A 23,556-nucleotide genomic window follows, 5' to 3' on the forward strand; every position below is an offset into this window, starting at 1 on the left:
GCGACCAGCCCCCACGCACCAGCGGCCGACTAACGACGCACATCCCCCTTCCCACAGGCGACGCCGTCCCGATTCCGGTCAAGGCCCAGCGGATCATCCTTGCCGTTGACTTCCAACCGCCCGTAGTGATTCTGCTTGAGCCAGGCGCAGCGAGCCGCCGCCGTCTTCTTCACCCCCGGCGGAAACACCGTCGGCACACACACGTTGACCGACCCGTAGTGCCGGTCGCACCCGGAGATGGTGGTACTGACCGGCTGCGAGGTGCGCTTCTTCCCGGCCCCCGAGGTCTTCCCCGAGAGGGAGTCGGCGAAGGCGTGCACATGCGGACTCGCGTCCGTGCTCATCGCGGCCGGCCCCTGCAGATGCACCCACTTGGCCACCGACGGCACCCCGTTGGCGTCGACGGCGAACAGCATGTACCAGCCGGGTGGGGCCACGTCCGGGTTGCTCGTCACGTTCAGGTCGACGTTGTCGCCGTCGACGGACAACGGCAGGTCGACGAAGCGCTGGTTCGGGTCGGAGGAGTGGGTGACGGCCGCCGGGCGGATCAACTCGGCCTTGACGATGGGGTGGTCGACCGTGATCCGCTGGGTGTCGCCGTAGTGCCACTCCGTGTTGATCATCGAAGTGATCGTCGGACGCTCGCCCTTGAGAAGGTAGGGCGGGGTGTAGATCGACACGTTGTGGTTCCAGGTGCCGTTGCCCGGGTTGTCACCGGTGGCCATCACCCGGCCGTCGGGCAGCAGGAACGCGGACGAATGGTAGCCACGGGCCTGGGGGTCGGCGGCCACCGGGTCGAAGGTGTTGCTGTCGGGGTCGTAGATCGAGGCCTCGTAGACCGGATTGGCCCGGTTGTGCAGTCCGCCACCGGTCTCCAGCACCTTGCCGTCGGGCAGCAGTACGGCGGAGACGTACATCTTGCCCTGGCCGCCGGTCTCGGGGACCGGGCCGTTGCCCAGGTCGACCGTCCCCTGCGGAATCTGCGGCCCGGCGACGTAGGACGGGTTGGCCTGCTTGAGGTCGATGATGTCGGTGAGGCGGTTGGCGTCCGGGTTGGTGTCGATGTTGCCGCCGCCGATGGTGAGGACCTTCTGGTCCTGTGCCGGAGGCAGCAGCACGCTCGCCGACTGGTCGCGCTGGTCCTTGTTCTGCAGGCCCGGGACCTGGGTGATGGTGTTGGCGCCGTAGTCGTAGATCGCCGAGCCGGTCCCCGGGATGTTGTTGCCGAAGACATGGCTGCCGGAGTAGAAGAGGCGGCCGTCCTGCATCAGGATCATCGACGGGTACAGGCCCCAGTACGACCAGGTCTGGTTGACCTGCCACAGCGCCAGCCACTTCTGCTCGGCGTCCGACCAGTACTCGGCGGTCACCGAGCCGGTCGAGTCCTCGCGCAGGCCGCCGAAGGAGATGACGTCACCGTTGCCGAGTTCGGTCGCCGACGGGTACCAGTGGCCGTCGTTCAGGTCGTTCGTCCTGCTGTAGGTCTCGGTGACCGGGTCGAAGATGTACGAGTCCTTGTAGCCCTCGTAGCCGTGCGAGCCGTCCGCCGCCGGGAACGCCTTGTTGCCGCTCAGCACGAGGACGCGCCCGTCCTGCAGCTGGATGTGGCCCGAGCAGAACATGTCCTTCGGGGTCGGGATGATCTTGTAGGAGCCGTCGGCCGGGTTGTAGACGGCGGAGGTGAAGGTGCCCGCGTCGAAGTTCTCCTCGCTGTTGCCGGAGCCCGCGATCAGCAGCACCTTGCCGTTGTTGAGGACGACGGAGTGCATGGAACGGACCGGGTTCTGCGTGGGCAGCACGTCCCAGCGGCCGTTGGCGCACTCGTCCGCCGTGCCCGTGCAGGTCGCGGGCGGGACCGGGTCGGCCACCTGTTCCATGGTGTAGTCGTCGGTGGTCGCCGAGCCGGTGCCGTACACGGAGACACCCCAGGTGATGCGGTCGGTGCCGTCGGGGACCTGGGGTGTGCGGACCGTCGCCTGGGTCCAGTCCCCCTGCATCTCCAGGGTCTTGAGGTCGGTCCAGTACTGCCAGCCGGCGGTGGCGTCGTGCCGGAACAGGGTGATGTTCGCGTCCGGCGTGGTCGTCTTGTACCAGAGCCCGAGGTCGTACTGCTTGCCCACGGTCACGGTCGGCGCGCAGTCGGAGCTCTCCAGGATCATGGCCTTGCGGTCGCCGTCGACCCGCCGGGTCAGCGTGACCTTCATGGCCTTGGCCCCGGAGTGGGCGTCCGACGTGGTCTCGAAAGTGAAGTCGTTGTCGCCCCAGCCGGACTTCTCCCAGCAGTACGGCATGCCGTCCGTACCGGCGGTCTCGAAGCCCGGGTCGGTGACGAGGTTGGCGGCCTGGGCCGCTTGCGGTGCGGCGAGCAGCAGTCCGGCGGTCAGGGCGCCCACCCCGAGCAGTGCCGTCCTTCTTCTGCGCAGTGTCACGCGGCTCTCCTTGCCTCTTTCTTCCGGCGCGGCAGATACACCAACGCCTCGGTCCCCGCAAAACGCAGCACGAACGTCGTCACCAGCGCGAGCGCGGTCGCGGACAGCGCGCCCATCCCGAACCGGTCGACGAACAGGGCGATCAGCGGGATGCGCAGCACCAGGTCGGCGTTGGCGAGCAGCGCGAACCGGCCGACCCGGTCCCACCAGCGGCGATGGGCCCGCCGGTCGCGGAACAACAGGTGTTCGATGAGGACGAAGTTCCAGGCGACACCGAGCTGGTTGGCGAGGATCTCGGCGGGGACGTAGTGCAGGCCGAGGCCGGTCAGCGCCCACAGCCCCACCAGGTTGGGCACGAAACCGCTCAGCCCGATCAGCCCGAAGCCGACCATGCGGGCGACCGGCGAGGCGGTACGCAGTCCGGCCAGATGACGCAGGAAGCGCAGACCCTCCTGCGCGGTCGACTTGGACTCCCCGGCGAACCGGTCCAGGAAGACGAAGGGGACTTCCGCGACCTCCCGGGGCCTGCTCCTGACCGACAGCTCAAGCAGGATCTTGTAGCCCAGCGGCTTCAGCACATCCGCCGTGACCGCGCTTCGCCGGATCGCGAAGAAACCGCTCATCGGGTCGCTGATGCCGTGCAGCCTGCGCGGGAACAGGGACTTGGTCAGCCAGGTCGCCCCGCGTGAGACGGCCACCCGGTAGCTGCCGGCGAGCCCGGCCCGGCTGCCGCCCTTGATGTACCGGGAGGCGACGACGAGCCCGGCGTGGCTGCGCTCCCCCGTGGCCACCAACTCCGGTACCAGGGACGGCGGATGCTGGCAGTCGCCGTCCATGACGACGATCCAGTCCGAGGTGGCCGCCCGCAGCCCCTCCACCACGGCCCCACCCAGACCGCCCACCGGCTCCTCCCGGTGCAGCACGGTCACCGGGAACGGGCAGTCCTGCGCGGCCTGTCGGATGACCTCGGGGGTGTCGTCGGTGGAGTCGTCGACGAAGATGACCTCACAGGGCACCTGCGCGGGCACCGACTCGGTGATCTGGTGCAGCAACTGCCGTACGTTCCCGGACTCGTTGAAGGTCGGTACGACGATGGTGACGGCGCCCGGCTCGGGGACCTCGGTGGCCTTCAGACCCGGCACCGGGACGGTGTACTCGTGGCCGCTCAACGGGCACCCCCTGCGATCTGCCGGATCTCGATGCGGTCGGCGCCGGTGCCGAAGACGGCGACCGGGGTGGAGTGCCGCAGCGCGGCCCTGACGTTGGGCAGGTCGCGGGCATCCCGTCGTACCGTCGGGGAGGCGACCACGTAGTCGAGGTCCCGCCAGCCGTGCGGCAGGGTCTTGGTGACGGCCGGGTCGAGGTCGGCCTTGTAGAACCAGATGACGCCGAGGCCGGGCCGGTAGCCCTCGTGGACGAGGTCCAGCCAGAGCGCGTCGTCGACGAGTACGCGGGTGTCGGCGGGGTCGGCGACCTCGCGGCCGAGCCACTTCGAGGCCTGCCGGTAGGGCGCGTTGGCGTCGGCCGTGACGGCGGTGCGGTCACCGTCGTACCACTTCGGTACGACGTACGCCCCGGCGGCGAGGGCGAGTACGGCGGCCAGCGCGTACCGGCCGCCGGTCACCGCGCGCCTCTCGCCCTCGGCGCGCCATCTGCGCAGTGCGGCGTGCGCGACGGACGCGGTGGCGCCGGCGAGGACCAGAGCCAGGAAGGGCAGCGCGCCGATGATGTACATCGCGGGCAGATAGCCGCCCGGGCGCAGGGCGACGGCGGCCAGGATGACCACGGCGAGTGCCGGGCCGGCGAGCGCGCGGGCGGTGACCGACCAGCGGTGGACGACGAGCAGGAGCAGAGCCCCGGCCAGGCCGCCGACGGGCAGCACTCGGTCGTAGTACAGCCACGAGTGGAGCACGCCGTACGAGCCGGATCCCGGGTCGAGGATGAAACCCGAACCCGGCCTGGCCATCTGGTACTTGATGCCGTCCCACAGGGAGACATGGCCGGCGCCGGGCAGCAACTCGCCCTTGAGGAGGGCGAAGAGGGGATAGGAGAGGCCCGCCAGGGTGCAGGCCGTGACGGCGCCGGTGAGGGCGAACTTGCGGGTGTCGGCGTGGCCGTGGCGCCACATGGTGACCAGCAGGGCCGGGAGGACGACGAGCATCGTCTCCTTGGTCAACACCCCTGCCGCCGCGGCGAGTCCGGCGCCGAAGTGGTGCCAGAGGTGACGGCTGGGCGAAGCGGCGAGGCAGAAGGCCAGCAGCAGCCACATCACGGCGATGTTGTCGAGGAAGATCTCGCGCTGCAGGACGACGGAGAGCGGCGAGAGTCCGAAGAGGGCCATGCCGAGGCCGGCCGCCCAGCGGGGCAGCGAGAGGCGGCGGCCGAGGACGTAGACGAGGACCGCACTGGCCGCGCTGACCAGCAGCATCGCCACGCGCATCGAGCCGACGGTCATCAGGCCGGGGTCGAGGGCGGAGGGTATCCAGGTGAGCAGGGCTATCTGGATCCAGCCGAGCGGCGGGTGGTCGTACCAGTAGGTGTAGTGGGCGAGGCCCCGGCCTTCCTGGACGGCCCAGGCCTGGGCGAGGTAGGTGCCCTCGTCGTCGCTGAGGGTCGGGTAGTCGGCGATGTTCCAGCCCTGGACGGCGAGGATCGCGAGCAGCAGGACGGCGCAGAGGAGCAGGTCGGGGCGGGAGGAAAGGAGCCGGAGCGGCGGGGACGTCCGGCCGGTCGAACCCGCCGTGGGCACAGGCCGGCGTTGCGCGGGGACCTTCGGAGTGGTCACCGCGGGAAGGGTGGAGGTCACGCGGGAACGTCCTCTCGGATCGGCTCGGCCGCGGTGAGGTGCGCGCCGACGTGCGTGGTCAACTCCCAGTCGTTCCGGCCGCGTTGTTCGCGCCACACTGCGCGGATCGCCGCTCCGGCGAGGAGGACCTGGTAGAAGGGGCCGCCGACGACGAGCTTCACGTAGTGGACGAAGCGGACCCGCAGCCCGTACTGCTTGCCGAAGTCGTGCAGGCCGACCACCTCGAAGACGAAGGTGACGGCGGCGGTGACCAGCGGCAGGAAGGTGAGGAAGGCGACGCCGACCGGAACGTCGAGGAAGAGGGCGACCGCCGCGTTGAGCGGGATGATCACGCCGGAGAAGGCCTGCAGGAACGGTGTCATCAGGGTGTAGCGGGCGAGCAACCGCTGCCCGAATCCGGGGAGTTGCTGCCAGTCCTTCTTCCGGTAGACCTGGAGGAAGCCCTGGTTCCAGCGGGTGCGCTGCTTGAGCAGCGACATGAGGGAGCCCGGGGTCTCCTCGCGGGTCACCATGTCGGAGTCGTAGGCGACGACGACCTTCTTGCCGACGCTCGACAGCCGGACGCCCAGGTCGCAGTCCTCGGCGAGGCAGTCGGGATCCCAGCCGTCGGCTTCCCTGAGCACGGCCGTCCGTACGAAGACGGTGTTGCCGCCGAGCGGGATGAACCCTTTCTGCGCATGCAGATGCAGCCGGGACCGGAACCAGAAGAAGTACTCCAGGCAGTTGCGCAGGCTGTACCAGCTGGAGTGGAAGTTGATGAGCTGGACGCCGCCTTGGACGACGTCCGCGTCCGTGGTGCGGAAGGCGTGGTCGACGTGGGCGAGCAGCTCCGGGTGGACCTGGTCCTCGGCGTCGAAGACCCCGACGACATCGCCGCGGCAGTGCGGCAGCGCCGTGTTCATGGCCTTCGGCTTGTTCTTCTTCTCGTGCGTGTCGACGACGACCCGGACGCGCGCGTCACGCCTGGCGGCCGCTTCCGCGACCGCCGTGGTCTCCGGGTCGTCGTGCCCGACGATGACGATGATCTCGAAGTCGGTGTGTGTGGACTCCAGCAGCCGCTGGATGGTGTGGTCGAGCACGGCCTGTTCGTGCCGCGCGGGCAGCAGCAGCGAGAACGACAGGTGTTCACCGCCGTCGGGTCTGCCGAACCGGGTGGAGGCGAGCACTTCGGGCGTACGCCACGCGTGCATCTGCCACCACAGAGTGAAGGCCGCCATCCAGAACAAGGCGAGCGAGACGGCCGCGACGAGGACAGACGTCAGCAAGAGAAGATCCCCCCAGATCCCGAAACCCCCTGTGCGCAACGGCGAGTGACGGCCGTCGCGCCCTTGTGGAGAACCTAGGGGGGATCTGTGAAGCGCGACCCCCGATCCGATAAACAGCATGTTTCGGAACGGTGGTGCCGCAAGCGGTATCCATCCGAACAGGGGTGCATTTGGGGTCAGTTGCACCCCTGGCGCGCGGCCCTCCCCGGCAACTTCAGCCCCCGAGCGCCGATTTCAGCCGTACCGGGTCGGTGGTCGGAGCATCGCAGGTGAAGTTGCGGCAGACGTACGCGGCCGCCTCCCCGCCGACGAGCGGCCGCCCTTCGAGCAGCGGGAATTCATCACTCTCCGGAGTTCCCATCGCCACGACCGCGCCGGGGGCGGTGCCCAGAAGTGCCGTGCGGTGCAGGGTGGCCGTCTTCTCGTCCTGCGCTCCCGGTCCGACGATCGCCACCTCGCGCGGCCCGTCGAGCAGCGCCTCGGCGACGGCGAGCCCCCACCCGACGAAGCGCGGCACCCGCGGCCCGAGCGTTCTGACGACCCCCAACGCCCTTTCCGCCGCGGTGCGATGAGGTTCCGAGCCGGTGTGGGCCGCATAGCCCAGCAGGGCGCCCGCGGCGGCGGTCCACCCCGAGGGCGTGGCGTTGTCGGTCGGGTCCTGGGGGCGGCGGATGAGCTGTTCGGCGTCGGAGGCGGTGTCGTAGAGCGCGCCGGTCTCCGGGTCGGTGAAGCGGGCCAGCACATGGTCGAGGAGGAGGCCGGCGAACTCCAGCCAGACGCCCTCGCCGGTCACGGACGCGAGCGCGAGGAAACCCTCGGCGACATCGCCGTAGTCCTCCAGGACGCCCGCGTTGGCGCCGGCCTTGCCGTCCCTGCTGGTGCGGGCGAGCCGTGCGTGGTCGTCGAGATGCAGCCGTACGAGGAGGTCGGCGGCGCCGACGGCGGCCTCGACCAGGTCGGGGCGGTCGAAGTAGGCGCCGGTCTCGGCGAGCGCGGCGACGGCGAGGCCGTTCCAGGCGGCGACGACCTTGTCGTCACGGCCGGGCGCGGGGCGCTGTGCCCGTGCGGCCAGCAGCCGCTGCTTGACAGACTCGATCCGCTCGGCGTCGAAGACACCTTCCTGCCGCGGGAGTTGAAGGACGGACTGGCCGTGCTCGAAGGTGCCCTCTTCGGTGACCCCGAAGTACTGGGCAGCCAGGTGCGCGTCCTCATCGCCCAGCACCTCGGCGAGCTGCGCGGGCGTCCAGACGTAGTACGCGCCCTCGACATGCTTCCCGGTCCCGGTCCCGTCGTCGCTGTCGGCGTCGAGGGCGGAGGCGAACCCGCCCTCGCCGGTACGCAGTTCGCGGACCATGAAGTCGGCGGTCTCCAGAGCCACCCGGCGGGCGAGCTCGGACCCGGTGGCCCGCCACAGGTGGGCGTACGCCCGGCACAGCAGGGCGTTGTCGTACAGCATCTTCTCGAAGTGCGGCACGACCCAGTCGCGGTCGACGGAGTAGCGGGCGAAGCCGCCCCCGAGCTGGTCGTAGATACCGCCGCGGGCCATCCGCTCACAGGTGTCCGCGGCCATCTGCAGCGCGCCTTCGGCACCGGTCCGGGCGTGGTGGCGCAGCAGGAACTCGACGACCATGGACGGCGGGAACTTGGGCGCACCGCCGAATCCGCCGCGCTGCGCGTCGTACTCGCGGGTGAGCCCCAGCAGGGCCCCCGCGAGTTCCTGCTCACCGGGCGGCTGGGCGCCCTGATGGCTGATCTCCCGCTCGGCGAGATCCCGGACGATCTTCCCGGCGACCTCGGAGACCTCGTCCCGCCGGTCGGTCCATGCGGTCCGGACCCCCTCCAGAACCTGCCGGAAGGAGGGCATGCCGTGACGCGGGGCGGGCGGGAAGTAGGTGCCGAAGTAGAAGGGTTCGGCGTCGGGCGTGAGAAACACGGTCATGGGCCAGCCGCCCTGCCCGGTGGCCGCCTGCACGGCCTCCATGTAAACGGCGTCGACGTCCGGCCGCTCCTCGCGGTCGACCTTGATGTTGACGAAGTGCTCGTTGAGGTAGTCGGCGGTGGCCCGGTCCTCGAAGGACTCGTGAGCCATGACATGGCACCAGTGGCAAGAGCTGTACCCGACGCTCAGCAGGACGGGTTTGTTCGCGGCCCGAGCGGCCTCGAAGGCTTCGGCCGACCAGGGCCACCAGTCGACGGGGTTGTCGGCGTGCTGGAGGAGGTACGGGGACGTCTCATGGGCCAGTCGGTTCACCCTCCCACTCTCCCACGGGGTCGGGGGCGGCGTAGAAGCGCACGTTGACCCGGCGCGCCCCCTCGGGGACCGCGTCGTCGGGGTGGCCGTAGCGGTCGAGGAGTTCCTGGTAGGCGCGTACGAAGTCGTGGAGGTCGCTCTTCGTCATCCAGGTGCCGGTGCGCTGGACCTGGGCCCAGCCCTGCGGGCCCCGGTACTCCTGGTGGGCGCGGCGGAACAGCCGGGTGTCCAACTCGATCTTCAGCAGGGCGAGTTGCTCGGCCGCGGCGTACTCCTCCTGCGTCATCGCCGCCGGGTCGGGCGTGATGTGGCTGAAGGGCAGGCTCCGCCACCAGCGCTCCCGCCCGCCCGACTTCTCCGGGATCTCCTCGATGAGCCGCTGCTCGGCGAGTTTGCGCAGGTGGTAGCTGGTGGTGCCGGAGCTCTCGCCGAGTTCGCGGGCGAGCACGGTGGAGTTCGCCTCGCCGTGCCGGCCGAGGTAGTCGAGGATCCGGCGGCGCAGCGGGTTGCCGAGGGACTTGTAGAGGGCGGTGCGTTCGAGGCTGGTCATTTCGGTGTGTTCGGCGGGTGCGGCGGGCTCGGGTTCTCCGGCCGTCCGGGGCGTGCCGTCGGTCATACCGTCACCGTAACCCTGAGAACCCCGAGAAGTCCCTGATGTCTGCCGAATTTTCTTTGCAGAATTTTCTCTGCGGTCTAGCGTGGGGGCATGACGGATCGAGGCATGGCGGAGCACCAGAAAGATCCGCGGAGCCGGAACAGGACAAGGGGGATCACATGTTGGAGGGGTTAACGACGACGAAGGTGCGGCAGATGAAGCGGACGAGGCGGCTGAAGAGGTGGGCACTGATCCTTCTCGGTTCGTCCGCCGTGCTGCTCGTTCCGTGGATGGTGGTACTGGCGGTGACGCTGCCCGCCAAGACCGAGGTGCACAACTGGTCGGTGGCCTGGATAGGGCTGGACGTCCTGATGGCGGCGGGCTGCGCGGCAACGGCGGTACTGGGCCTGCGGGGCGATGTCCGGGCCCGGCTCACCGCCTCCGCGACGGCGTCGGTGGCTGTCCTGGACGCATGGTTCGACATCACCACGTCGGCGATGGGCACGGAACTGGTGGTGGCGCTGGGCAGCGCGGTGGCGGAGGCGGGGCTGGCGGCGGCGTGCGTGTACCTGGCGCTGTCGAAGGGCTGGGGCCGGATACCCGCCCACCCCGGCCGCACCGCCCAGTAGCCCGGAGAACCACACCGGCCCTTCGACGGGACGCCTGAGCGCCGGCCCGTCGGGGCGCGGAATCGGGGAACCACCACCGAACCCTCACCCGCCCTCTGATCGTCGCCCCCTCGCCATCGCGCCCCTCGGCAAGGACACTTGTACACAAAGGAGTTGCCGCTGGAGGGGGACGGGACATGCGGGACGCCCATCGGGCGGAAGCCGACCGGTTGCTGGTGCGAGCCGTGGAGGAGGAGGTCCGCCGCTCGGGCGGCCGCGTCGACGGACAGCTGCTGCTCTCACGCGCACGTGCCGGCATGGACACGATGGCGCGGTCGGCCACCGAGGAGTACGAGTCGTACACCCACGCTCTCGACGAGACGGAGGCGGTCCGGCCGAGCTTCGGCCGGCGGTACGCGAGAGACGGCGCCGGAACTCCCCTGCTGGTGGCGGCCGTCGCGGCGGTCGCCGCCACCGTCGCCGACCTCTCCCTGGGCACCGGCGCCGGTACGGCACTCGGCGCGGGTGTGGCCGTCGGTGTCGTCGGCGCGGCGGCCACGGTCGTGAAGGTCGCCGGTTCTCACCTCCCCGCCGCCCATCACCACGCCGGCGCGGCCGGTCAGCCGGGCGGTCCCGAGCAGTTGCGGCTGCAGTGGCTGACCGCGCTGGAGGTGCGGGGCATCCGTCCGTTCCTCGATCAGCAGCGGGTGCTCAGCGCCTCCACGGGCCCCAAGAAGCAGAGCCCCGGCCTGCGTGGCGCGGACAAGAGCGCGGCGGCCCGCAGGCGTACGGTGCTGCAGCAGTCGTTCGGCCAGCTCCCCCGCCCGGACGGCCCGTTCGCCGGCCGACAGCAGGAGCTGGCGCGGATCCGGCAGTGGGCGCAGGCGGCCCGGGCGACCACGGAGACCCGTCCGACGGTGGTCGTCCTGCACGGGGAGCCCGGCTCCGGCCGTACGGCCCTCGCGGTCCGTGCCACGCACGAGCTGAAGGACCTCTTCCGGGGCGCGGTCGTGGTGGATCTCCGCGGCGGCAGCCGGGGCGAGCCGCCGCTGACCACCCGGGACGCCCTGCTGCATCTGCTCAACCGGCTGGGCGCGCCGCGTGAGCAGCTGCTGTTCCGGGAGCGTTCCTCGCCCGACCAGCAGGTCAAGCGGCTGAGCGAGCTGTACCACCAGCACCTCACGGGTCTTGCGGTGACGATCGTGCTGGACGACGCCTCGGATCCGGAGCAGGTGCGCACCCTGGTCCCGGAGCGTTCGGACAGCCTGGTCCTGGTGACGGCCCGGGACCAGCTCGATCTGCCGGCGGACCTGCCGGCCTGGGTGCACCGGCTTCCGGTCACGGCGCTGGACGCGGCGGGGGCGGAGGAGCTGCTGGGCGCGGCGGCACAGGACGCGTCGGGGCCGTACGACGCGCAGTCCGCGGACGAGATCCGGGAGCTGTGCGGCGGGCTGCCGCTGGCGTTGCGGATCGCGGGGTCGTCGCTGGGGGCACGTTCCCCGCTGCAACTGGCCACGGATCTCGGCGCGTACGGGCCGGTCGAGCCGGTGGAGCGGGTGCTGTGGCTGCGCTACACCGACCAGTCGGAGACCGCGCGCCGGCTGTTGCGGAGGCTGGCGCTGGCGGGCCGGGCCTCGCTCGGCGCCGCGGCCGCGGCCGCTCTGCTGGCCACGGACGAGGCGGAGGCGACCCGCCACCTCGTCGTACTGGCGCAGGCCGGTCTGATCGACCATGTCCGCGGCAGTCGCTACCGGCTGCACAGCCTGGTCCGCTCCTTCGCGCAGGCCCGTCTGCTGGACGAGGAGGAGCCGGCCGACCGTACGGCCGCGCAGGAGCGGCTGATCGTGAACTACGCGGAGCTGGCCGACTCCGTGCTGCGGCTGGTCGACGGCAACATGTCGACCCGCTCGGACCGGTTCAGCCCGCACGGCTTCACCTCGCTCGACGAGGCGCTGCGCTGGCTGGACGACGAGTCGAGCTTCATCACGGCGGCGCTGCGGCAGTCGGAGGGCGTCGACCAGGGGGCCGTGCAGAATCTGCTGGGCGCGCTGTGCGACTACTGCCTGCTGCGCGGCGATCTCTACCGGCTCGGTGAGATCAGCGAGCTGGCGCAGGCGGTGGACCAGGGTCTCCTGGTGCGCTCGGTGCAGTGGCGGACGGGTATCGCGGCCCGTCAGCTGGGCGAGCTGGACAAGGCCCGCACCACCCTCGCCTCGGTCGTCGATCTCTACATGGAGGCGCATCACGACGCCGGCGCGGCCCGTGCGCTGTGTTCCCTCGGCATCACCCTCCACCATCAGGGCAACCTCACCGAGGCGGCGGCCAAGCTCCAGGAGGCCCTGGACCTCCAGGCGGCCCCCGAACTGGCCACCGACCGGGCCTGGACCATGCACGCCCTGGCGGCGGTGCAGCGCGACCGTGCCCGGTTGCCCGAGGCTCTGGACCTGCTGACCCGCTCACTGGTGCTGCACCATGAGGGCGGTTCGGTGCACGGCGAGGCCTGGGCACACTTCCAGCTGGGGCAGCTGGCGCTGCGCATGGGTGACGTACCGCGTGCGGAGCGGGAGCTGGGGGCCGCGCTGGAACGTTACGGCCGTACTCAGGACGCCCGTGGCGAGGCCTGGGCGCTGACCCAACTGGCGCGGGCCCGGCTGGTGGACGGCGACGCCTCCCCCGCGGTCGACGGCCTCCGCCAGGCAGCGGCCCGGCACCGGGACAACGAGGACGCGCGCGGCGAGGCCTGGACGGTCTATTACCTGGGCCAGGCCCTGGAGGAGGCGGGCAATCTCGACCAGGCGGTCCGCGAGCTGGAGCGCTCACGGACCATGTTCTCCCGGATCCGGGACGTCTACGGTCTGGCCTGCGCCCGTCATCACTCGGCCCGGACCACCCGCGACCAGCGGGCGGCCCAGACCGGCTCGCTGCGCAACTCGGGCTTCGCCCGTCAGCTCCTCGTCGACGCCCGCGCCGACTTCCAGCGCATCGGCGTCGTCCACGGCGAGGCCTGGACCTGTCTGGAGCTGGCCGTCGTGGACGCCGGCAACACCCGCACCCAGCAGGCCCTGGCCCTGTGCGACGAGGCGATCAGCCTGTTCACGTCGTACGGCGACCGCCGCGGCGAGGACTGGGCCCGCTTCCTGCGCTGCACCCTGCTGCCCTATGCCGCGCCCGGCGGCGTGGAGGTGGGCACCGCGGTCGCCCAGGAGGACCTGGCCCAGCTCTCCCGCACCGCGCATCCGCTGCGCGACGAGAAGCTGACCGAGTACGTCACGGCGTACGGCCTGCTCCTGGAACGCGGTGTGCAGCTGGAGTCCGGCTGGCAGGCCTGGCGCCTGGGCATGGTGCCCAGCCGGCACGCCCGTGAGGTGATGGGGGTGCCGGTGCCGGACGGAGCGTGACGCCGGTCAGCCCTTGGGGCCGACCGCGGGAGCCCCGGAGCCCGCCTTGGCCCCCGGGGATTCCTCGGGCTCCTTGGTCTCCTTGAAGTCGACCTTCTGCATGTGCTTCGTCATGGACTTCATCAGGCCCCAGACCGCCAGGGCCATCACCGCGAAGACGATGAAACCGAGGACGCCGGGGGTGACCTTGTTCTCGTCGACCTCCTTGGCGAGGGGAACGAGGTTCGTCAGTGCCAGGCTTGCGCTTGCGCTCATGTCAGGCATTGTCGCGGATGCCCGCAAAGAGGTCGTCCTCGGGGAGGGAGGTATCGACGAGCGACTTCGCGAGCTCGTACTCCTCGGTCGGCCAGACCTCCTTCTGGAGGTCCATCGGGACCTTGAACCAGCCGCCGTCGGGGTCGATCTGCGTGGCGTGGGCGATCAGCGCCTTGTCACGGATCTCGAAGAAGTCCGCGCACGGAATGTGCGTGGTCAGGGTGCGCTCGGTGCGCTCGAACTCGCTCCACCGCTTCAGCCAGTCCCCGTACGGCGACTCCAGGCCGCGCTCCAGCATGGCGTTGTGCAGCGCCTCGGTGCGCGGGCGGTTGAAACCCTGGTTGTAGTAGAGCTTCTGCGGCTGGTAGACGGGGCCGTACTCGGCCTCGGGGTACTTCTCGGCGTCGGCCGCGCCCTCGAAGGCCACCATCGAGATCTTGTGGGTCATGATGTGGTCGGGGTGCGGGTAGCCGCCGTTCTCGTCGTAGGTGGTGATCACCTGCGGGCGGAAGGCGCGGATCTTGCGCACGAGCTCGCCGGCCGCCTTGTCGACGTCCTCCAGGGCGAAGCAGCCCTCGGGCAGCGGGGGCAGCGGGTCGCCCTCGGGCAGGCCGGAGTCGACGAAGCCGAGCCACTCCTGCTTGACGCCGAGGATCTCGCGGGCCTCGTCCATCTCCTTCTTGCGTACCTCGTGGATGTGCTCCTCGATGTACTTGTCGCCCTGCAGCTTGGGGTTGAGGATGGAGCCGCGCTCCCCGCCCGTGCAGGTCACGACCAGCACGTCCACCCCCTCGGACACGTACTTCGCCATGGTCGCCGCGCCCTTGCTCGACTCGTCGTCGGGGTGGGCGTGGACGGCCATCAGTCGCAGCTGGTCAGTCAAGACTCAATCCTCAGTAAGTCGGCGCCCCGGTAGCTCGGGGGCAATCGGCGGCTTCTATAGTGACCGAATCGGGGGGCGAATAATTCCGGGGTCCGGTTCCTGACGGGTCCGGGGGTGGTTCTTGCCGGGAGGACGATCATGAGTACCGCGAGCACGCGGCTGCCCGAGGGCCGTTACGGCCGCACCTCGGACGAGCGCGCCGACCGCAAGCTCAGGACCGCCGGCGCGATCCTCGGCGCCCTGCTGCTCGTCCTGGTCGGTTACTGGGCCTACCACTACGTGGTCGAGAACAAGATCAGCGCCCAGGTCGTCACCTTCGACGCCTCCGCCAACGCGGTCAAGGTACATCTCGAGGTCCACAAGGACTCCGGCGCCTCCGGCTACTGCACCCTGCGCTCCCAGGCGGCGGACGGCTCCGAGGTGGGCCGTGCGGACTTCCGGTTCACCGGTTCCGCGACTCAGATCGACAGGCTGGTCACGCTCCGTACGACGGCCCGGGGCACCACGGCGGAGCTGCTCGGCTGCCACGCCGACTGACACCAGTGGGCGTCAGCCTGAATACGTAGGGCTGACCTGCGTTGACGCGACTCTAGCGGCTTATGTCCTCCCCCTTTCGCCGTTGAATTGTTAGGCTCGTGGTTTCGCCCTTCCATGGAGGAACATGCTTCTGGGTAGGGCGATGCTTTGTATTCCCAGTACCGACGAGGAGCACCTGTGACCCAGACCAGCGAGAACGTCACCTGGCTGACCCAGGAGGCGTACAACCAGCTCAGGGCCGAGCTGGAGTACCTGTCTGGTCCTGCGCGCACGGAGATCGCCGCCAAGATCGCGGCCGCGCGCGAGGAGGGCGACCTGCGCGAGAACGGCGGGTACCACGCGGCCAAGGAGGAGCAGGGCAAGCAGGAGCTCCGTGTGCGCCAGCTGACCCAGCTCCTGGAGAACGCGAAGGTCGGCGAGGCGCCGGCTTCGGCGGACGGAGCCGTCGCGCCCGGCATGGTGGTGACCATCGCCTTCGACGGTGACGAGGACGACACCATGACGTTCCTCCTGGCCTCGCGCGAATACGCGAGCTCCGACGTGGAGACCTACTCCCCCCAGTCCCCTCTTGGCACTGGTGTCATCGGTCACAAGGTGGGCGAGGACGCGGAGTACGAGCTGCCGAACGGCAAGAAGGCCTCGGTGAAGATCCTCAAGGCCGAGGCCTACTCCGGCTGACGAGGGGCCGGGCCCTGCCAGGACCTACGCAGACAGACACGAGCCTCCGGCGTCCGTGTGACGCCGGAGGCCTTGTCATGCCGTGCGTCACGCGGTGGCGGAGCGGTACTTGCGGACCGCCAGGGTCCGGAATATGGCGATGATCAGGACCGAGTAGATCAGCGAGGCCCAGACCGAGTGCTGCATCGGCCAGGCACCGGAGTGGGACTGGCCGGGGTTGCCGAAGAGCACCCGGCAGGCCTGCACGGTGGCGCTGAAGGGGTTCCACTCGGCGATATGGCGCAGCCACGGGGTCATATGACCGGTGTCCACGAACGCGTTCGAGATGAAGGTGACCGGGAACAGCCAGATCAGTCCGCTGGAGGTGGCCGCCTCGGGGGTGCGGACGGACATGCCGATCAGGGCGCCGATCCAGGTGAACGCGTAGCCGAGCAGGAGCAGCAGGCCGAAGGCGGCGAGCACCTTGCCGACGTTGGTGTCCCCGTCGGTTCCGACGCGCCAGCCGACGATCAGGGCGACCACGGCGAGGACGACCAGGGTCAGGGCGGTCTGCACCGAGTCCGCGAGGGTGCGCCCGGTCAGCACCGCGCCGCGTGCCATGGGCAGGGAGCGGAAGCGGTCGATGAGGCCCTTGTGCATGTCGTCGGCGATACCGGCACCGGAGCTGGCCGTCGCGAAGGTGACGGTCTGCGCGAAGATGCCCGCCATCAGGAAGTTCTTGTAGTCGACGGCGCTGGTGCTGCCGCCGATCTGCATCGAGCCACCGAAGACGTAGGTGAACAGCACCACGAACATGATCGGCTGGATCAGTCCGTAAATAATCATTTCAGGAATCCGGGACATCCGGATCAGGTTCCTCTTCGCGACGACCATGGAGTCGCGGAATGACTGGGTGACGGCGTTGGCGGGGGGTGCGACCCGCACGGCGTCGCTGACGGCGCTCACTTCACGGCCTCCTTGCGGGTGTCCTTACGGCCGCCCTGCGCGCCGTTGCCCTCGGGCTTCTCCTCGGCCACGTGTCCGGTCAGGGACAGGAAGACGTCGTCGAGGGTGGGGCGGCGCAGTGCGATGTCGTCGATCTCGATGCCCCGGGTGTCGAGCTCGCGGATGATCTCGGCGAGCAGCTTGGCGCCGCCGGTGACGGGGACGGTGAGCTTGCGGGTGTGCTCCTCGACGGTGGTGTCGCCCTTGCCGAAGCCGCGCAGCACGTCCGCCGCGGTCTGGATGTGGTCGCGTTCATGCACCACGACCTCGACGCGCTCGCCGCCGGTGCGGGCCTTGAGCTGGTCGGAGGTGCCCTTGGCGATGACCTTGCCCTGGTCGACGACCGCGATGTCGTGGGCGAGGTGGTCGGCCTCTTCCAGGTACTGGGTGGTGAGCAGCAGGGTCGTACCGCCGGAGACGAGCTGCTTGATGACCTCCCACAGCTGCTGGCGGTTGCGGGGGTCGAGGCCGGTCGTCGGTTCGTCCATGAACATCACGGGCGGTGAGACGACCAGGGCGGCCGCGAGGTCGAGGCGGCGGCGCATGCCTCCGGAGTAGGTCTTGGTGGGGCGGTCGGCGGCGTCGGTGAGGTGGAACTGCTCCAGCAGTTCGACCGCGCGGGCCTTGGCCTGCTTCGCCCTCATCTGGTAGAGCTGGCCGACCATCTGCAGGTTCTCGCGGCCGGTCAGGTACTCGTCGACGGCGGCGAACTGTCCGGACAGGCCGATGGAGCGGCGCACCGCGTCCGGTTGCTTGAGCACGTCTATGCCCGCGACGACCGCCTTGCCGCTGTCGGGGCGGAGCAGGGTCGTCAGACAGCGGACGGTCGTCGTCTTGCCCGCGCCGTTGGGTCCGAGCAGTCCGAGGACCGTGCCTTCGGGGACATCGAGGTCGACACCGTCCAATGCCCTTACGTCGCCGAAGGTCTTGACCAGCCCTTCGGCATAGATGGCGCCTGGCATATGAGTCTCCACGTCGTCGGGGATTCTTCGGATAAAGGCTGGATTCGCGGCCTTCGAGCCGCCTATGGTTTCTCGCCGGCGCGACGGCGGGCGGGCGCAGCCGTGCATCACGACCACGCGACACACCATAACGCGATGTATCGCGTTCGTCGACGGATTTCCCCGAACGAGTGAGGAAACAGATCCTGACCTGGTCGTTTCCCGCCCGGACGGGCGGCCGGGCTCAGTCGATGACCGTGTAGCCGGCCTCGCGCAGGGCCTGGCCGACCTCGATGCAGTGCGCGGGTCCCTTGGTCTCAAGGTGCAGCTCGACCTCCGCCTCCGCGAGCCCGAGCCGAGGGTCGGTCCGGACATGGCTCACGTCGAGGACGTTAGCGTCGACCACTGACAACACCCCGAGGAGCGTGGCGAGGGCACCCGGCCGGTCGGTCAGCCGCAGCCGTACCGCCAGGTAGCGGCCCTGTGCGGCCATGCCGTGCCGCAGCACCCGCTGCATCAGCACCGGATCGACGTTGCCGCCGGACAGTACGGCGACGACCGGTCCGGCGAAGGCGCCGGGGTCAGCGAGCAGCGCCGCGACCGGGCTGGCGCCGGCCGGTTCCACCACCAGCTTGGCCCGCTCCAGACACAGCAGCAGCGCGGCGGAGAGCTGGTCCTCGCCGACCGTACGGACCTCGTCGACCAGCTCCTCGATGATCGCGAACGGCACGTCGCCCGGCCGTCCGACCCGGATGCCGTCGGCCATCGTCACCGGGTTCTGCACGGTGACCGGGTGCCCGGCCGCGAGCGAGGGCGGGTACGCGGCCGCGCCCGCCGCCTGGACACCGACGATCCGCACGTCCGGCCTGAGCGACTTCACCGCGACCGCGATCCCGGCCGCGAGCCCACCGCCGCCGATACCGACGACGATCGTGCCGACCTCCGGGCACTGGTCCAGGATCTCCAGGCCGACCGTGCCCTGACCGGCGATGACATCGGGGTGGTCGAAGGGGTGGATGAACACCGCACCGGTCTCGGCCGCGTACTCCTGGGCGGCGGCCAGCGTCTCGTCGACCACCTGGCCGTGCAGCCGCACCTCAGCGCCGTACTCCCGGGTGGCACTGATCTTGGGCAGCGGGGCGCCCTTCGGCATGAACACCGTCGCATGCACGCCGAGCAGCGCCGAGGCCAGCGCCACGCCCTGCGCGTGGTTCCCGGCGCTGGCGGCCACGACCCCGGCGGCCCGCTCCTCGGGCAGCAGCCCGGCGATCCGGACGTAGGCGCCGCGCAGCTTGAAGGAACCGGTCCGCTGGAGGTTCTCGCACTTGAGGTGGACCGGCGCCCCGACCTGTGCGGACAGATGCCTGCTGCCCTCCATCGCGGTCACCCGTGCCACGCCCGTGAGCATCTTCTGGGCGCCTCGCACGTCGTCGAGGGTGACGTGGCGCAAGGAGTCAGCCGTGCTGTAGCTCATGACTCAAGTCTCGCAGTTCACAGGCCGAAGGCGCGGGTGTGACCAAGCTCCGAGACCGGTTTGCGCAGCGCCGGTACGGCTCGCCCCCTGTCCGCGTACTCTGTCCCCCACCACAGCACTCTTCATGAAGTGAGCCCCCGGCCATGCCCACAACACCTGAAATGTCGATGGACATGACGACCGTCGGTGACAGCGGTCTCCTGGACACGCTGCAGCACGAGGTGGCGGTGTTCGCCCGCCGTGCCGAACAGACCCGGCTCGGCGGCGTCGGGCAGGTGCGCAACTCCATGGACCGCGCCGCGTATCTGCTGCTCAACCGCCTCGACAAGGAAGGCCCCATGGGGGTCAAGGCGCTCGCCGCGAGCATGGGGATCGACTCCTCGACGGTCACCCGGCAGGTGGCTCCGCTGGTCGACACCGGGCTCGTCAAGCGCACCTCGCACCCCGAGGACGGGCGGGCCGTGGTGCTCCAGCTGTCCCCGCGCGGACTGTCGCGGCTGGAGGAAGTGCGTTCGTCGCGGCGTCAGTTGATGGCGGAGTTGACGCAGGACTGGGAGCCGGAAGAGCGCGAGACGTTCTGTGCGCTGCTCACACGCTTCAACACCGCTCTCTCCGCCCGCATGGCCGTCCCCCCGGGCACGGACACCACGCCGGCCTCCTGACCGTCCCCCGGGCACGGACACCACGCCGGCCTCCTGACCGTCCCCCGGGCACGGACATCCGTCGGGCTGCCCGACCTCCCGCCGGTCAGGGACACATCCGTCGGCCTCCCGGGCATCCGCCGGACACAGAGACCGCGGACCGCCGGAACATCCCCTCACCACCGGGTACGGAACCCATCTGTTTCCCGAACCCCCGGCCGGTCGCGGAGACCCCCCGCCCGCGCTGAAGCATCCGCCCGGCACGGACACGCACCGGCCCCGGCACACGCGCGCGCACGGACGCCCGCCGCCCTCCGAGAACATCCGGCACACGCTCGTGCTGTCCGGGTCTTGACCGTGGGGTCGCCCCTGGCCTCATATGAGACCGGGCCCCGTCGGACACGTGTCCGGGTATCGGACGCGGCGGGGCCCGTGGACGGGGAGGCATGGTGCGCGATCGGCAGGCGTCCCAAGGCGCCCGCCGGGCCCGGGAGTTCGAGGCATTCGTCGCGGGCGCGGCAGGACGGCTGCTGCATGCCGCGACCCTGCTCACCGCCGAGGCCCCGGACGCCAATCCACGCGCGCGACGCCTGCTGACGCTCGCGCTCGCGCACACGTACGCGTGCTGGGACCGGCTGCGCGGCGAGGACCCGTACGACCGGGCCCGCCAGTACCTCGCACTCCGCTTCGCGAACTCCGCCTGGCACCAGTACGGCGGCCCGCTGAGCCGCGGCCGCCCGCACCCGAAGAGCGCCCTCGCCGTCCTGACGCCCCAGGAACGCCTGATCGTGGTGCTACGGCTGTACGAGGGGGTCGCCGAGGAGCAGACGGCGGCGCTGCTCGGCCTGCCCACGGACCGCGTGCACGCCATCTGCGACCGGGCGACGGCCACACTGCTGCACCCGCCCAGGAAGCCGGGCCCCAGGGTGATGGGAGCGAAGGTGGCTCCGTCGTGAACCGCACCGAACGCGAGGCCGCCGCCCGGCGGATCATGGAACGGACGCCGCCACCGGTACCGCCCGACCTCTACGGCGAGGTGGTACGCCGGGGCAGCCGCATGCTGCGCCGCAGCCACAGGATCCGCCGGCTGCTGTGGCTGCTGCTGTGCGCGGCGGTGGTGGCGTTCACCGTCTGGGCGGTCACGGCCCACCCATGGGTGGAGCCGCCGTCCACGACGACTCCGCCCGTCATCGACTGGTGACCTAGCCCAGCGCCTGCTGCAGGTCTTCCAGCAGGTCGTCGACGTTCTCGATGCCCACGGACAGACGTACCAGGTCGGCCGGGACCTCCAGCGCGGAACCGGCCGCGGAGGCGTGTGTCATCCGGCCCGGGTGCTCGATCAGCGACTCCACACCGCCCAGGGACTCCCCGAGGGTGAAGACCTTGGCACGGTTGCAGACCTCGACGGCCGCCTCCTCACCACCGGTGACCTGGAAGGACACCATGCCGCCGAAGGCCTTCATCTGCTTGGCGGCGGTCTCGTGCCCCGGGTGCTCGGGCAGGCCGGGGTAGAGGACACGCGTCACGCGCGCGTGCCGGCTCAGCATGTCGGCGATCCTCGTCGCGTTCTCGCTGTGCCGGTCCATGCGCACCGCGAGCGTCTTGGTGCCGCGCAGCACCAGCCAGGAGTCGAAGGGCCCGGCGACCGCGCCCATCGCGTTCTGGTGGTAGGCGAGCTCCTCGCCCAGCGTCTGGTCGGACACGATCAGCGCGCCGCCGACCACGTCCGAGTGACCACCCATGTACTTGGTCAGCGAGTGCACGACGACGTCCGCGCCGAGCGAGAGGGGCTGCTGGAGGTACGGCGTGGCGAACGTGTTGTCGACGACGAGCCTGGCACCCGCGTCATGGGCGACCTGGGCGACGGCGGCGATGTCGGTGATGCCGAGCAGCGGGTTGGAGGGGGTCTCCACCCAGATCGCCTTGGTCTTCGGGGTGATCGCGGCGCGCACGGCGGACGGGTCGCTGGTGTCGGCGACGGACCACTCCACGCCCCACCGCGAGACGACCTTCGCGAACAGCCGGAACGTGCCGCCGTACGCGTCGTTGGGGATCACCACGTGGTCGCCGGGGCTGAGCAGGGTGCGCAGCAGGGCGTCCTCGGCCGCCAGACCGGACGCGAACGCGAGCCCGCGGCGCCCGCCCTCCAGGGCGGCGAGGTTCTCTTCCAGGGCGGTCCTGGTGGGGTTGGCGCTACGGCTGTACTCGTAGCCGCCGCGCAGACCGCCGACGCCGTCCTGCTTGTAGGTCGAGACCTGGTAGATCGGCGGTACGACCGCACCGGTGAGGGGGTCCGCCGTGTTGCCCGCGTGGATGGCGAGCGTCTCGAAGTGCTGACTGATGTGCCTGTCGCTCATGAGTAGTGAGCCTAGTGCTCCCGCGCGCCCGGCGCGTTTTCCACAGGACGCGCCGCCGGTTGTCCACAGCCCGGGGCACCGGTTGGCCATTTGTCGGCGTCGTCTGGTTCGCTTGACGCATGGCGATTCTCTGGGCCCTGATGGCGTTGCTCCTGCTGAGCTTCGCGCTGCTCCCCGTCCTGCGGCGGCGGCGCGGCATGATCGAGCGCGTCCACCCGGGCCACCCGGACGCCGCCGACCCGGCGGACTACGGATTCGTGCGCGAGGAGGACCTGGACGTCCGTATGCCCGGCCCCGACCAGGACCTGCTGGACGTCCTGGACATCGTGCAGCGCACCCAGGACTACCGCGCGGCCGCGCAGCTGCTCGCGGGCACGGAGATCGCGGGCGAGCTGCGCTGGCAGCGCGTGCAGGCCTTCGCGGGCGCGGCGGCGCTGGAGCTCCAGCAGCGCCCGGGCGGGGTCAGCGAGACGCCGGGCGGCCAGTGGCTGCGGGTGTGGCGGGCCGAGCAGCCCAAGGACGCGGGCGGCGCCGCCGTACACGCGGAGTTCCTGGTGCAGCAGGCGTGGCGGACGTCGACGCCGGGCACCGACGACTTCCGGATCATCATGGAGGAGGCCAGGGACGCGTGCGGGCAGGCGGCGCTGCTGTCCCCCGGTGACCCGGTGCCGTATGTCATCGAGCTGTCGGTGGCCCGCGGGCTGAACTACTCGCAGCCCGAGTTCGAGAAGCTGTGGCTGAAGATCCTGGACCGGACGCCCACGCACATGGGGGCGCATCTGGCGGCGCTGCACTACTGGTGCGAGAAGTGGCACGGTTCGCGTGAGCTGGCGTACTCCTTCGCCGAGGCTGCCGCAGCGCGCGCCCCGCAGGGCTCGCTGCTGGCCGCGATGCCGTTGTTCGCGGTCTTCGAGCACCTCCCCGAGGTGAACCTGGTGGCGAGCCTCTACCAGAGCGAGGTCGTCACCAAGGCGGTCCACGGCGCACTGCACGCCGTGCACTCGGCCCGCCAGGACGACCCGATGCTCGCCCACGTCCGGCATCTGCTGGTCTTCTTCCTGGTGCGCTCCGAACGCTGGGCGGAGGCCATGGGCGAACTGATACGCGTCGACGGGCATGTGGGGGCCCTGCCGTGGACGCTGTCCGCGAACCCGGCCGCCGAGTTCGCCCTCTACCGCGCGCTGGCGGTGGCGGGGTACGAGGCGAACGGGGGCAGTCCGGCGACGCTGCGCAGCTGAGGGCGCCGGCAGAGAGTTCCGGTCGTGTGCCGGCCGCGGGTGACGGGTGGGGGCTGAGCGCGCCCGCGCGCCAGCAGTCACGCATCGAATGCAGCCCCATGCCCCTTACGGGGCGCCTGAATTGGCGCCCTGACCTGCGGTACGGCATACTCCGGCATCCCCCCACAGCAGCATCACCAGCACCACCCGCACCACATACGGGCATCCGTCGTCATA

At 70.4% G+C, this 23,556-nt stretch carries 20 protein-coding genes; 8 read left to right on the forward strand and 12 right to left on the reverse strand.

Going from position 1 to position 23,556, the window contains the following annotated elements; translation table 11 throughout:
• Positions 1-29: 29 nt before the first annotated feature.
• From EDD90_RS21055 to EDD90_RS21080, 6 genes are all read right to left on the reverse strand, one after another.
• Positions 30-2,429, reverse strand: a complete 2,400-nt coding sequence (locus tag EDD90_RS21055; protein ID WP_123974513.1) for a galactose oxidase early set domain-containing protein — start codon at positions 2,427-2,429, stop codon at positions 30-32.
• Complete coding sequence (locus tag EDD90_RS21060) at positions 2,426-3,598, reverse strand: glycosyltransferase family 2 protein (RefSeq protein ID WP_123974514.1); 1,173 nt, start codon at positions 3,596-3,598, stop codon at positions 2,426-2,428. The genes EDD90_RS21055 and EDD90_RS21060 overlap by 4 nt, the downstream gene beginning before the upstream one ends.
• Positions 3,595-5,235 (reverse strand): glycosyltransferase family 39 protein, encoded by a 1,641-nt coding sequence (locus tag EDD90_RS21065; protein ID WP_123974515.1) that lies wholly within the window; start codon positions 5,233-5,235, stop codon positions 3,595-3,597. The genes EDD90_RS21060 and EDD90_RS21065 overlap by 4 nt, the downstream gene beginning before the upstream one ends.
• Positions 5,232-6,500: a glycosyltransferase gene (locus tag EDD90_RS21070; protein ID WP_123974516.1), complete on the reverse strand. Its 1,269-nt coding sequence runs from the start codon at positions 6,498-6,500 to the stop codon at positions 5,232-5,234. Before EDD90_RS21070 ends, EDD90_RS21065 begins: the two co-directional genes overlap by 4 nt.
• A 214-nt stretch (positions 6,501-6,714) precedes the next feature.
• Positions 6,715-8,751: a thioredoxin domain-containing protein gene (locus tag EDD90_RS21075; RefSeq protein WP_123974517.1), complete on the reverse strand. Its 2,037-nt coding sequence runs from the start codon at positions 8,749-8,751 to the stop codon at positions 6,715-6,717.
• Positions 8,732-9,367 (reverse strand): helix-turn-helix transcriptional regulator, encoded by a 636-nt coding sequence (locus tag EDD90_RS21080; protein WP_260327970.1) that lies wholly within the window; start codon positions 9,365-9,367, stop codon positions 8,732-8,734. Before EDD90_RS21080 ends, EDD90_RS21075 begins: the two co-directional genes overlap by 20 nt.
• A 194-nt stretch (positions 9,368-9,561) precedes the next feature.
• On the opposite strand from EDD90_RS21080, the gene EDD90_RS21085 reads away from it, so the two are divergent.
• Positions 9,562-9,975 (forward strand): hypothetical protein, encoded by a 414-nt coding sequence (locus tag EDD90_RS21085; RefSeq protein ID WP_123974518.1) that lies wholly within the window; start codon positions 9,562-9,564, stop codon positions 9,973-9,975.
• A gap of 176 nt (positions 9,976-10,151) precedes the next feature.
• Positions 10,152-13,352: a tetratricopeptide repeat protein gene (locus tag EDD90_RS21090; protein ID WP_123974519.1), complete on the forward strand. Its 3,201-nt coding sequence runs from the start codon at positions 10,152-10,154 to the stop codon at positions 13,350-13,352.
• A 6-nt stretch (positions 13,353-13,358) separates the two neighbouring features.
• On the opposite strand, the gene EDD90_RS21095 is transcribed toward EDD90_RS21090, so the two are convergent.
• Together EDD90_RS21095 and mca are read right to left on the reverse strand one after the other, a co-directional pair.
• Positions 13,359-13,616 (reverse strand): hypothetical protein, encoded by a 258-nt coding sequence (locus EDD90_RS21095; RefSeq protein ID WP_123974520.1) that lies wholly within the window; start codon positions 13,614-13,616, stop codon positions 13,359-13,361.
• The gene (gene mca / locus EDD90_RS21100) at positions 13,609-14,490 is read right to left on the reverse strand and encodes a mycothiol conjugate amidase Mca (RefSeq protein ID WP_123974521.1); all 882 of its coding nucleotides are present in this window, start codon (positions 14,488-14,490) and stop codon (positions 13,609-13,611) included. Before mca ends, EDD90_RS21095 begins: the two co-directional genes overlap by 8 nt.
• Before the next feature lie 138 nt (positions 14,491-14,628).
• Between mca and EDD90_RS21105 the strand changes: the two genes are divergently transcribed.
• Together EDD90_RS21105 and greA are read left to right on the forward strand one after the other, a co-directional pair.
• Entirely contained in the window at positions 14,629-15,027 is a 399-nt protein-coding gene (locus EDD90_RS21105) for a DUF4307 domain-containing protein (protein ID WP_123974522.1), read from the forward strand.
• A gap of 177 nt (positions 15,028-15,204) precedes the next feature.
• Positions 15,205-15,705 (forward strand): transcription elongation factor GreA, encoded by a 501-nt coding sequence (greA, locus tag EDD90_RS21110; protein ID WP_123974523.1) that lies wholly within the window; start codon positions 15,205-15,207, stop codon positions 15,703-15,705.
• Positions 15,706-15,792: 87 nt separating this feature from the next.
• Here greA and EDD90_RS21115 read toward each other — a convergent pair whose 3' ends face one another.
• From EDD90_RS21115 to ilvA, 3 genes are all read right to left on the reverse strand, one after another.
• On the reverse strand, positions 15,793-16,650 hold the full coding sequence (locus EDD90_RS21115; RefSeq protein ID WP_123974524.1) for an ABC transporter permease: 858 nt from the start codon (positions 16,648-16,650) through the stop codon (positions 15,793-15,795).
• A complete protein-coding gene (locus tag EDD90_RS21120) occupies positions 16,647-17,651 on the reverse strand; it encodes an ATP-binding cassette domain-containing protein (protein WP_123974525.1) in 1,005 nt (334 codons plus the stop codon). The genes EDD90_RS21115 and EDD90_RS21120 overlap by 4 nt, the downstream gene beginning before the upstream one ends.
• A gap of 223 nt (positions 17,652-17,874) precedes the next feature.
• Positions 17,875-19,104, reverse strand: a complete 1,230-nt coding sequence (gene ilvA / locus EDD90_RS21125) for a threonine ammonia-lyase (protein WP_123974526.1) — start codon at positions 19,102-19,104, stop codon at positions 17,875-17,877.
• Positions 19,105-19,265: 161 nt separating this feature from the next.
• Here ilvA and EDD90_RS21130 point away from each other — a divergent pair, with 161 nt between their 5' ends.
• The 3 genes from EDD90_RS21130 to EDD90_RS21140 all read left to right on the forward strand — a co-directional run bounded on the left by EDD90_RS21130 (position 19,266) and on the right by EDD90_RS21140 (position 20,946).
• The gene (locus EDD90_RS21130; protein WP_185149620.1) at positions 19,266-19,766 is read left to right on the forward strand and encodes a MarR family winged helix-turn-helix transcriptional regulator; all 501 of its coding nucleotides are present in this window, start codon (positions 19,266-19,268) and stop codon (positions 19,764-19,766) included.
• A 428-nt stretch (positions 19,767-20,194) separates the two neighbouring features.
• The gene (locus EDD90_RS21135) at positions 20,195-20,701 is read left to right on the forward strand and encodes a sigma factor-like helix-turn-helix DNA-binding protein (protein WP_123981451.1); all 507 of its coding nucleotides are present in this window, start codon (positions 20,195-20,197) and stop codon (positions 20,699-20,701) included.
• Complete coding sequence (locus tag EDD90_RS21140) at positions 20,698-20,946, forward strand: hypothetical protein (RefSeq protein ID WP_123974527.1); 249 nt, start codon at positions 20,698-20,700, stop codon at positions 20,944-20,946. The genes EDD90_RS21135 and EDD90_RS21140 overlap by 4 nt, the downstream gene beginning before the upstream one ends.
• A 1-nt stretch (position 20,947) precedes the next feature.
• Here EDD90_RS21140 and EDD90_RS21145 read toward each other — a convergent pair whose 3' ends face one another.
• The gene (locus EDD90_RS21145; protein WP_123974528.1) at positions 20,948-22,102 is read right to left on the reverse strand and encodes a cystathionine gamma-synthase; all 1,155 of its coding nucleotides are present in this window, start codon (positions 22,100-22,102) and stop codon (positions 20,948-20,950) included.
• Positions 22,103-22,221: 119 nt separating this feature from the next.
• Here EDD90_RS21145 and EDD90_RS21150 point away from each other — a divergent pair, with 119 nt between their 5' ends.
• Positions 22,222-23,340 carry a hypothetical protein gene (locus EDD90_RS21150; protein WP_123974529.1) on the forward strand — a complete coding sequence of 373 codons (1,119 nt, stop codon included), beginning with the start codon at positions 22,222-22,224 and terminating at the stop codon, positions 23,338-23,340.
• Positions 23,341-23,556 lie beyond the last annotated feature (216 nt).

Source organism: Streptomyces sp. Ag109_O5-1 (genome assembly GCF_003814875.1).
Lineage (GTDB): Bacteria > Actinomycetota > Actinomycetes > Streptomycetales > Streptomycetaceae > Streptomyces > Streptomyces sasae.

What these genes read in the sequence shown, in the direction of transcription:
- EDD90_RS21080 (WP_260327970.1), bottom strand. Translation starts at nt 9,367, where the DNA reads ATGACCGACGGCACGCCCCGGACGGCCGGAGAACCCGAGCCCGCCGCA.
- EDD90_RS21085 (WP_123974518.1), top strand. Translation starts at nt 9,562, where the DNA reads ATGAAGCGGACGAGGCGGCTGAAGAGGTGGGCACTGATCCTTCTCGGT.
- EDD90_RS21090 (WP_123974519.1), top strand. Translation starts at nt 10,152, where the DNA reads ATGCGGGACGCCCATCGGGCGGAAGCCGACCGGTTGCTGGTGCGAGCC.
- EDD90_RS21095 (WP_123974520.1), bottom strand. Translation starts at nt 13,616, where the DNA reads ATGCCTGACATGAGCGCAAGCGCAAGCCTGGCACTGACGAACCTCGTT.
- EDD90_RS21105 (WP_123974522.1), top strand. Translation starts at nt 14,629, where the DNA reads ATGAGTACCGCGAGCACGCGGCTGCCCGAGGGCCGTTACGGCCGCACC.
- EDD90_RS21120 (WP_123974525.1), bottom strand. Translation starts at nt 17,651, where the DNA reads ATGCCAGGCGCCATCTATGCCGAAGGGCTGGTCAAGACCTTCGGCGAC.
- ilvA (WP_123974526.1), bottom strand. Translation starts at nt 19,104, where the DNA reads ATGAGCTACAGCACGGCTGACTCCTTGCGCCACGTCACCCTCGACGAC.
- EDD90_RS21130 (WP_185149620.1), top strand. Translation starts at nt 19,266, where the DNA reads ATGTCGATGGACATGACGACCGTCGGTGACAGCGGTCTCCTGGACACG.
- EDD90_RS21145 (WP_123974528.1), bottom strand. Translation starts at nt 22,102, where the DNA reads ATGAGCGACAGGCACATCAGTCAGCACTTCGAGACGCTCGCCATCCAC.
- EDD90_RS21150 (WP_123974529.1), top strand. Translation starts at nt 22,222, where the DNA reads ATGGCGATTCTCTGGGCCCTGATGGCGTTGCTCCTGCTGAGCTTCGCG.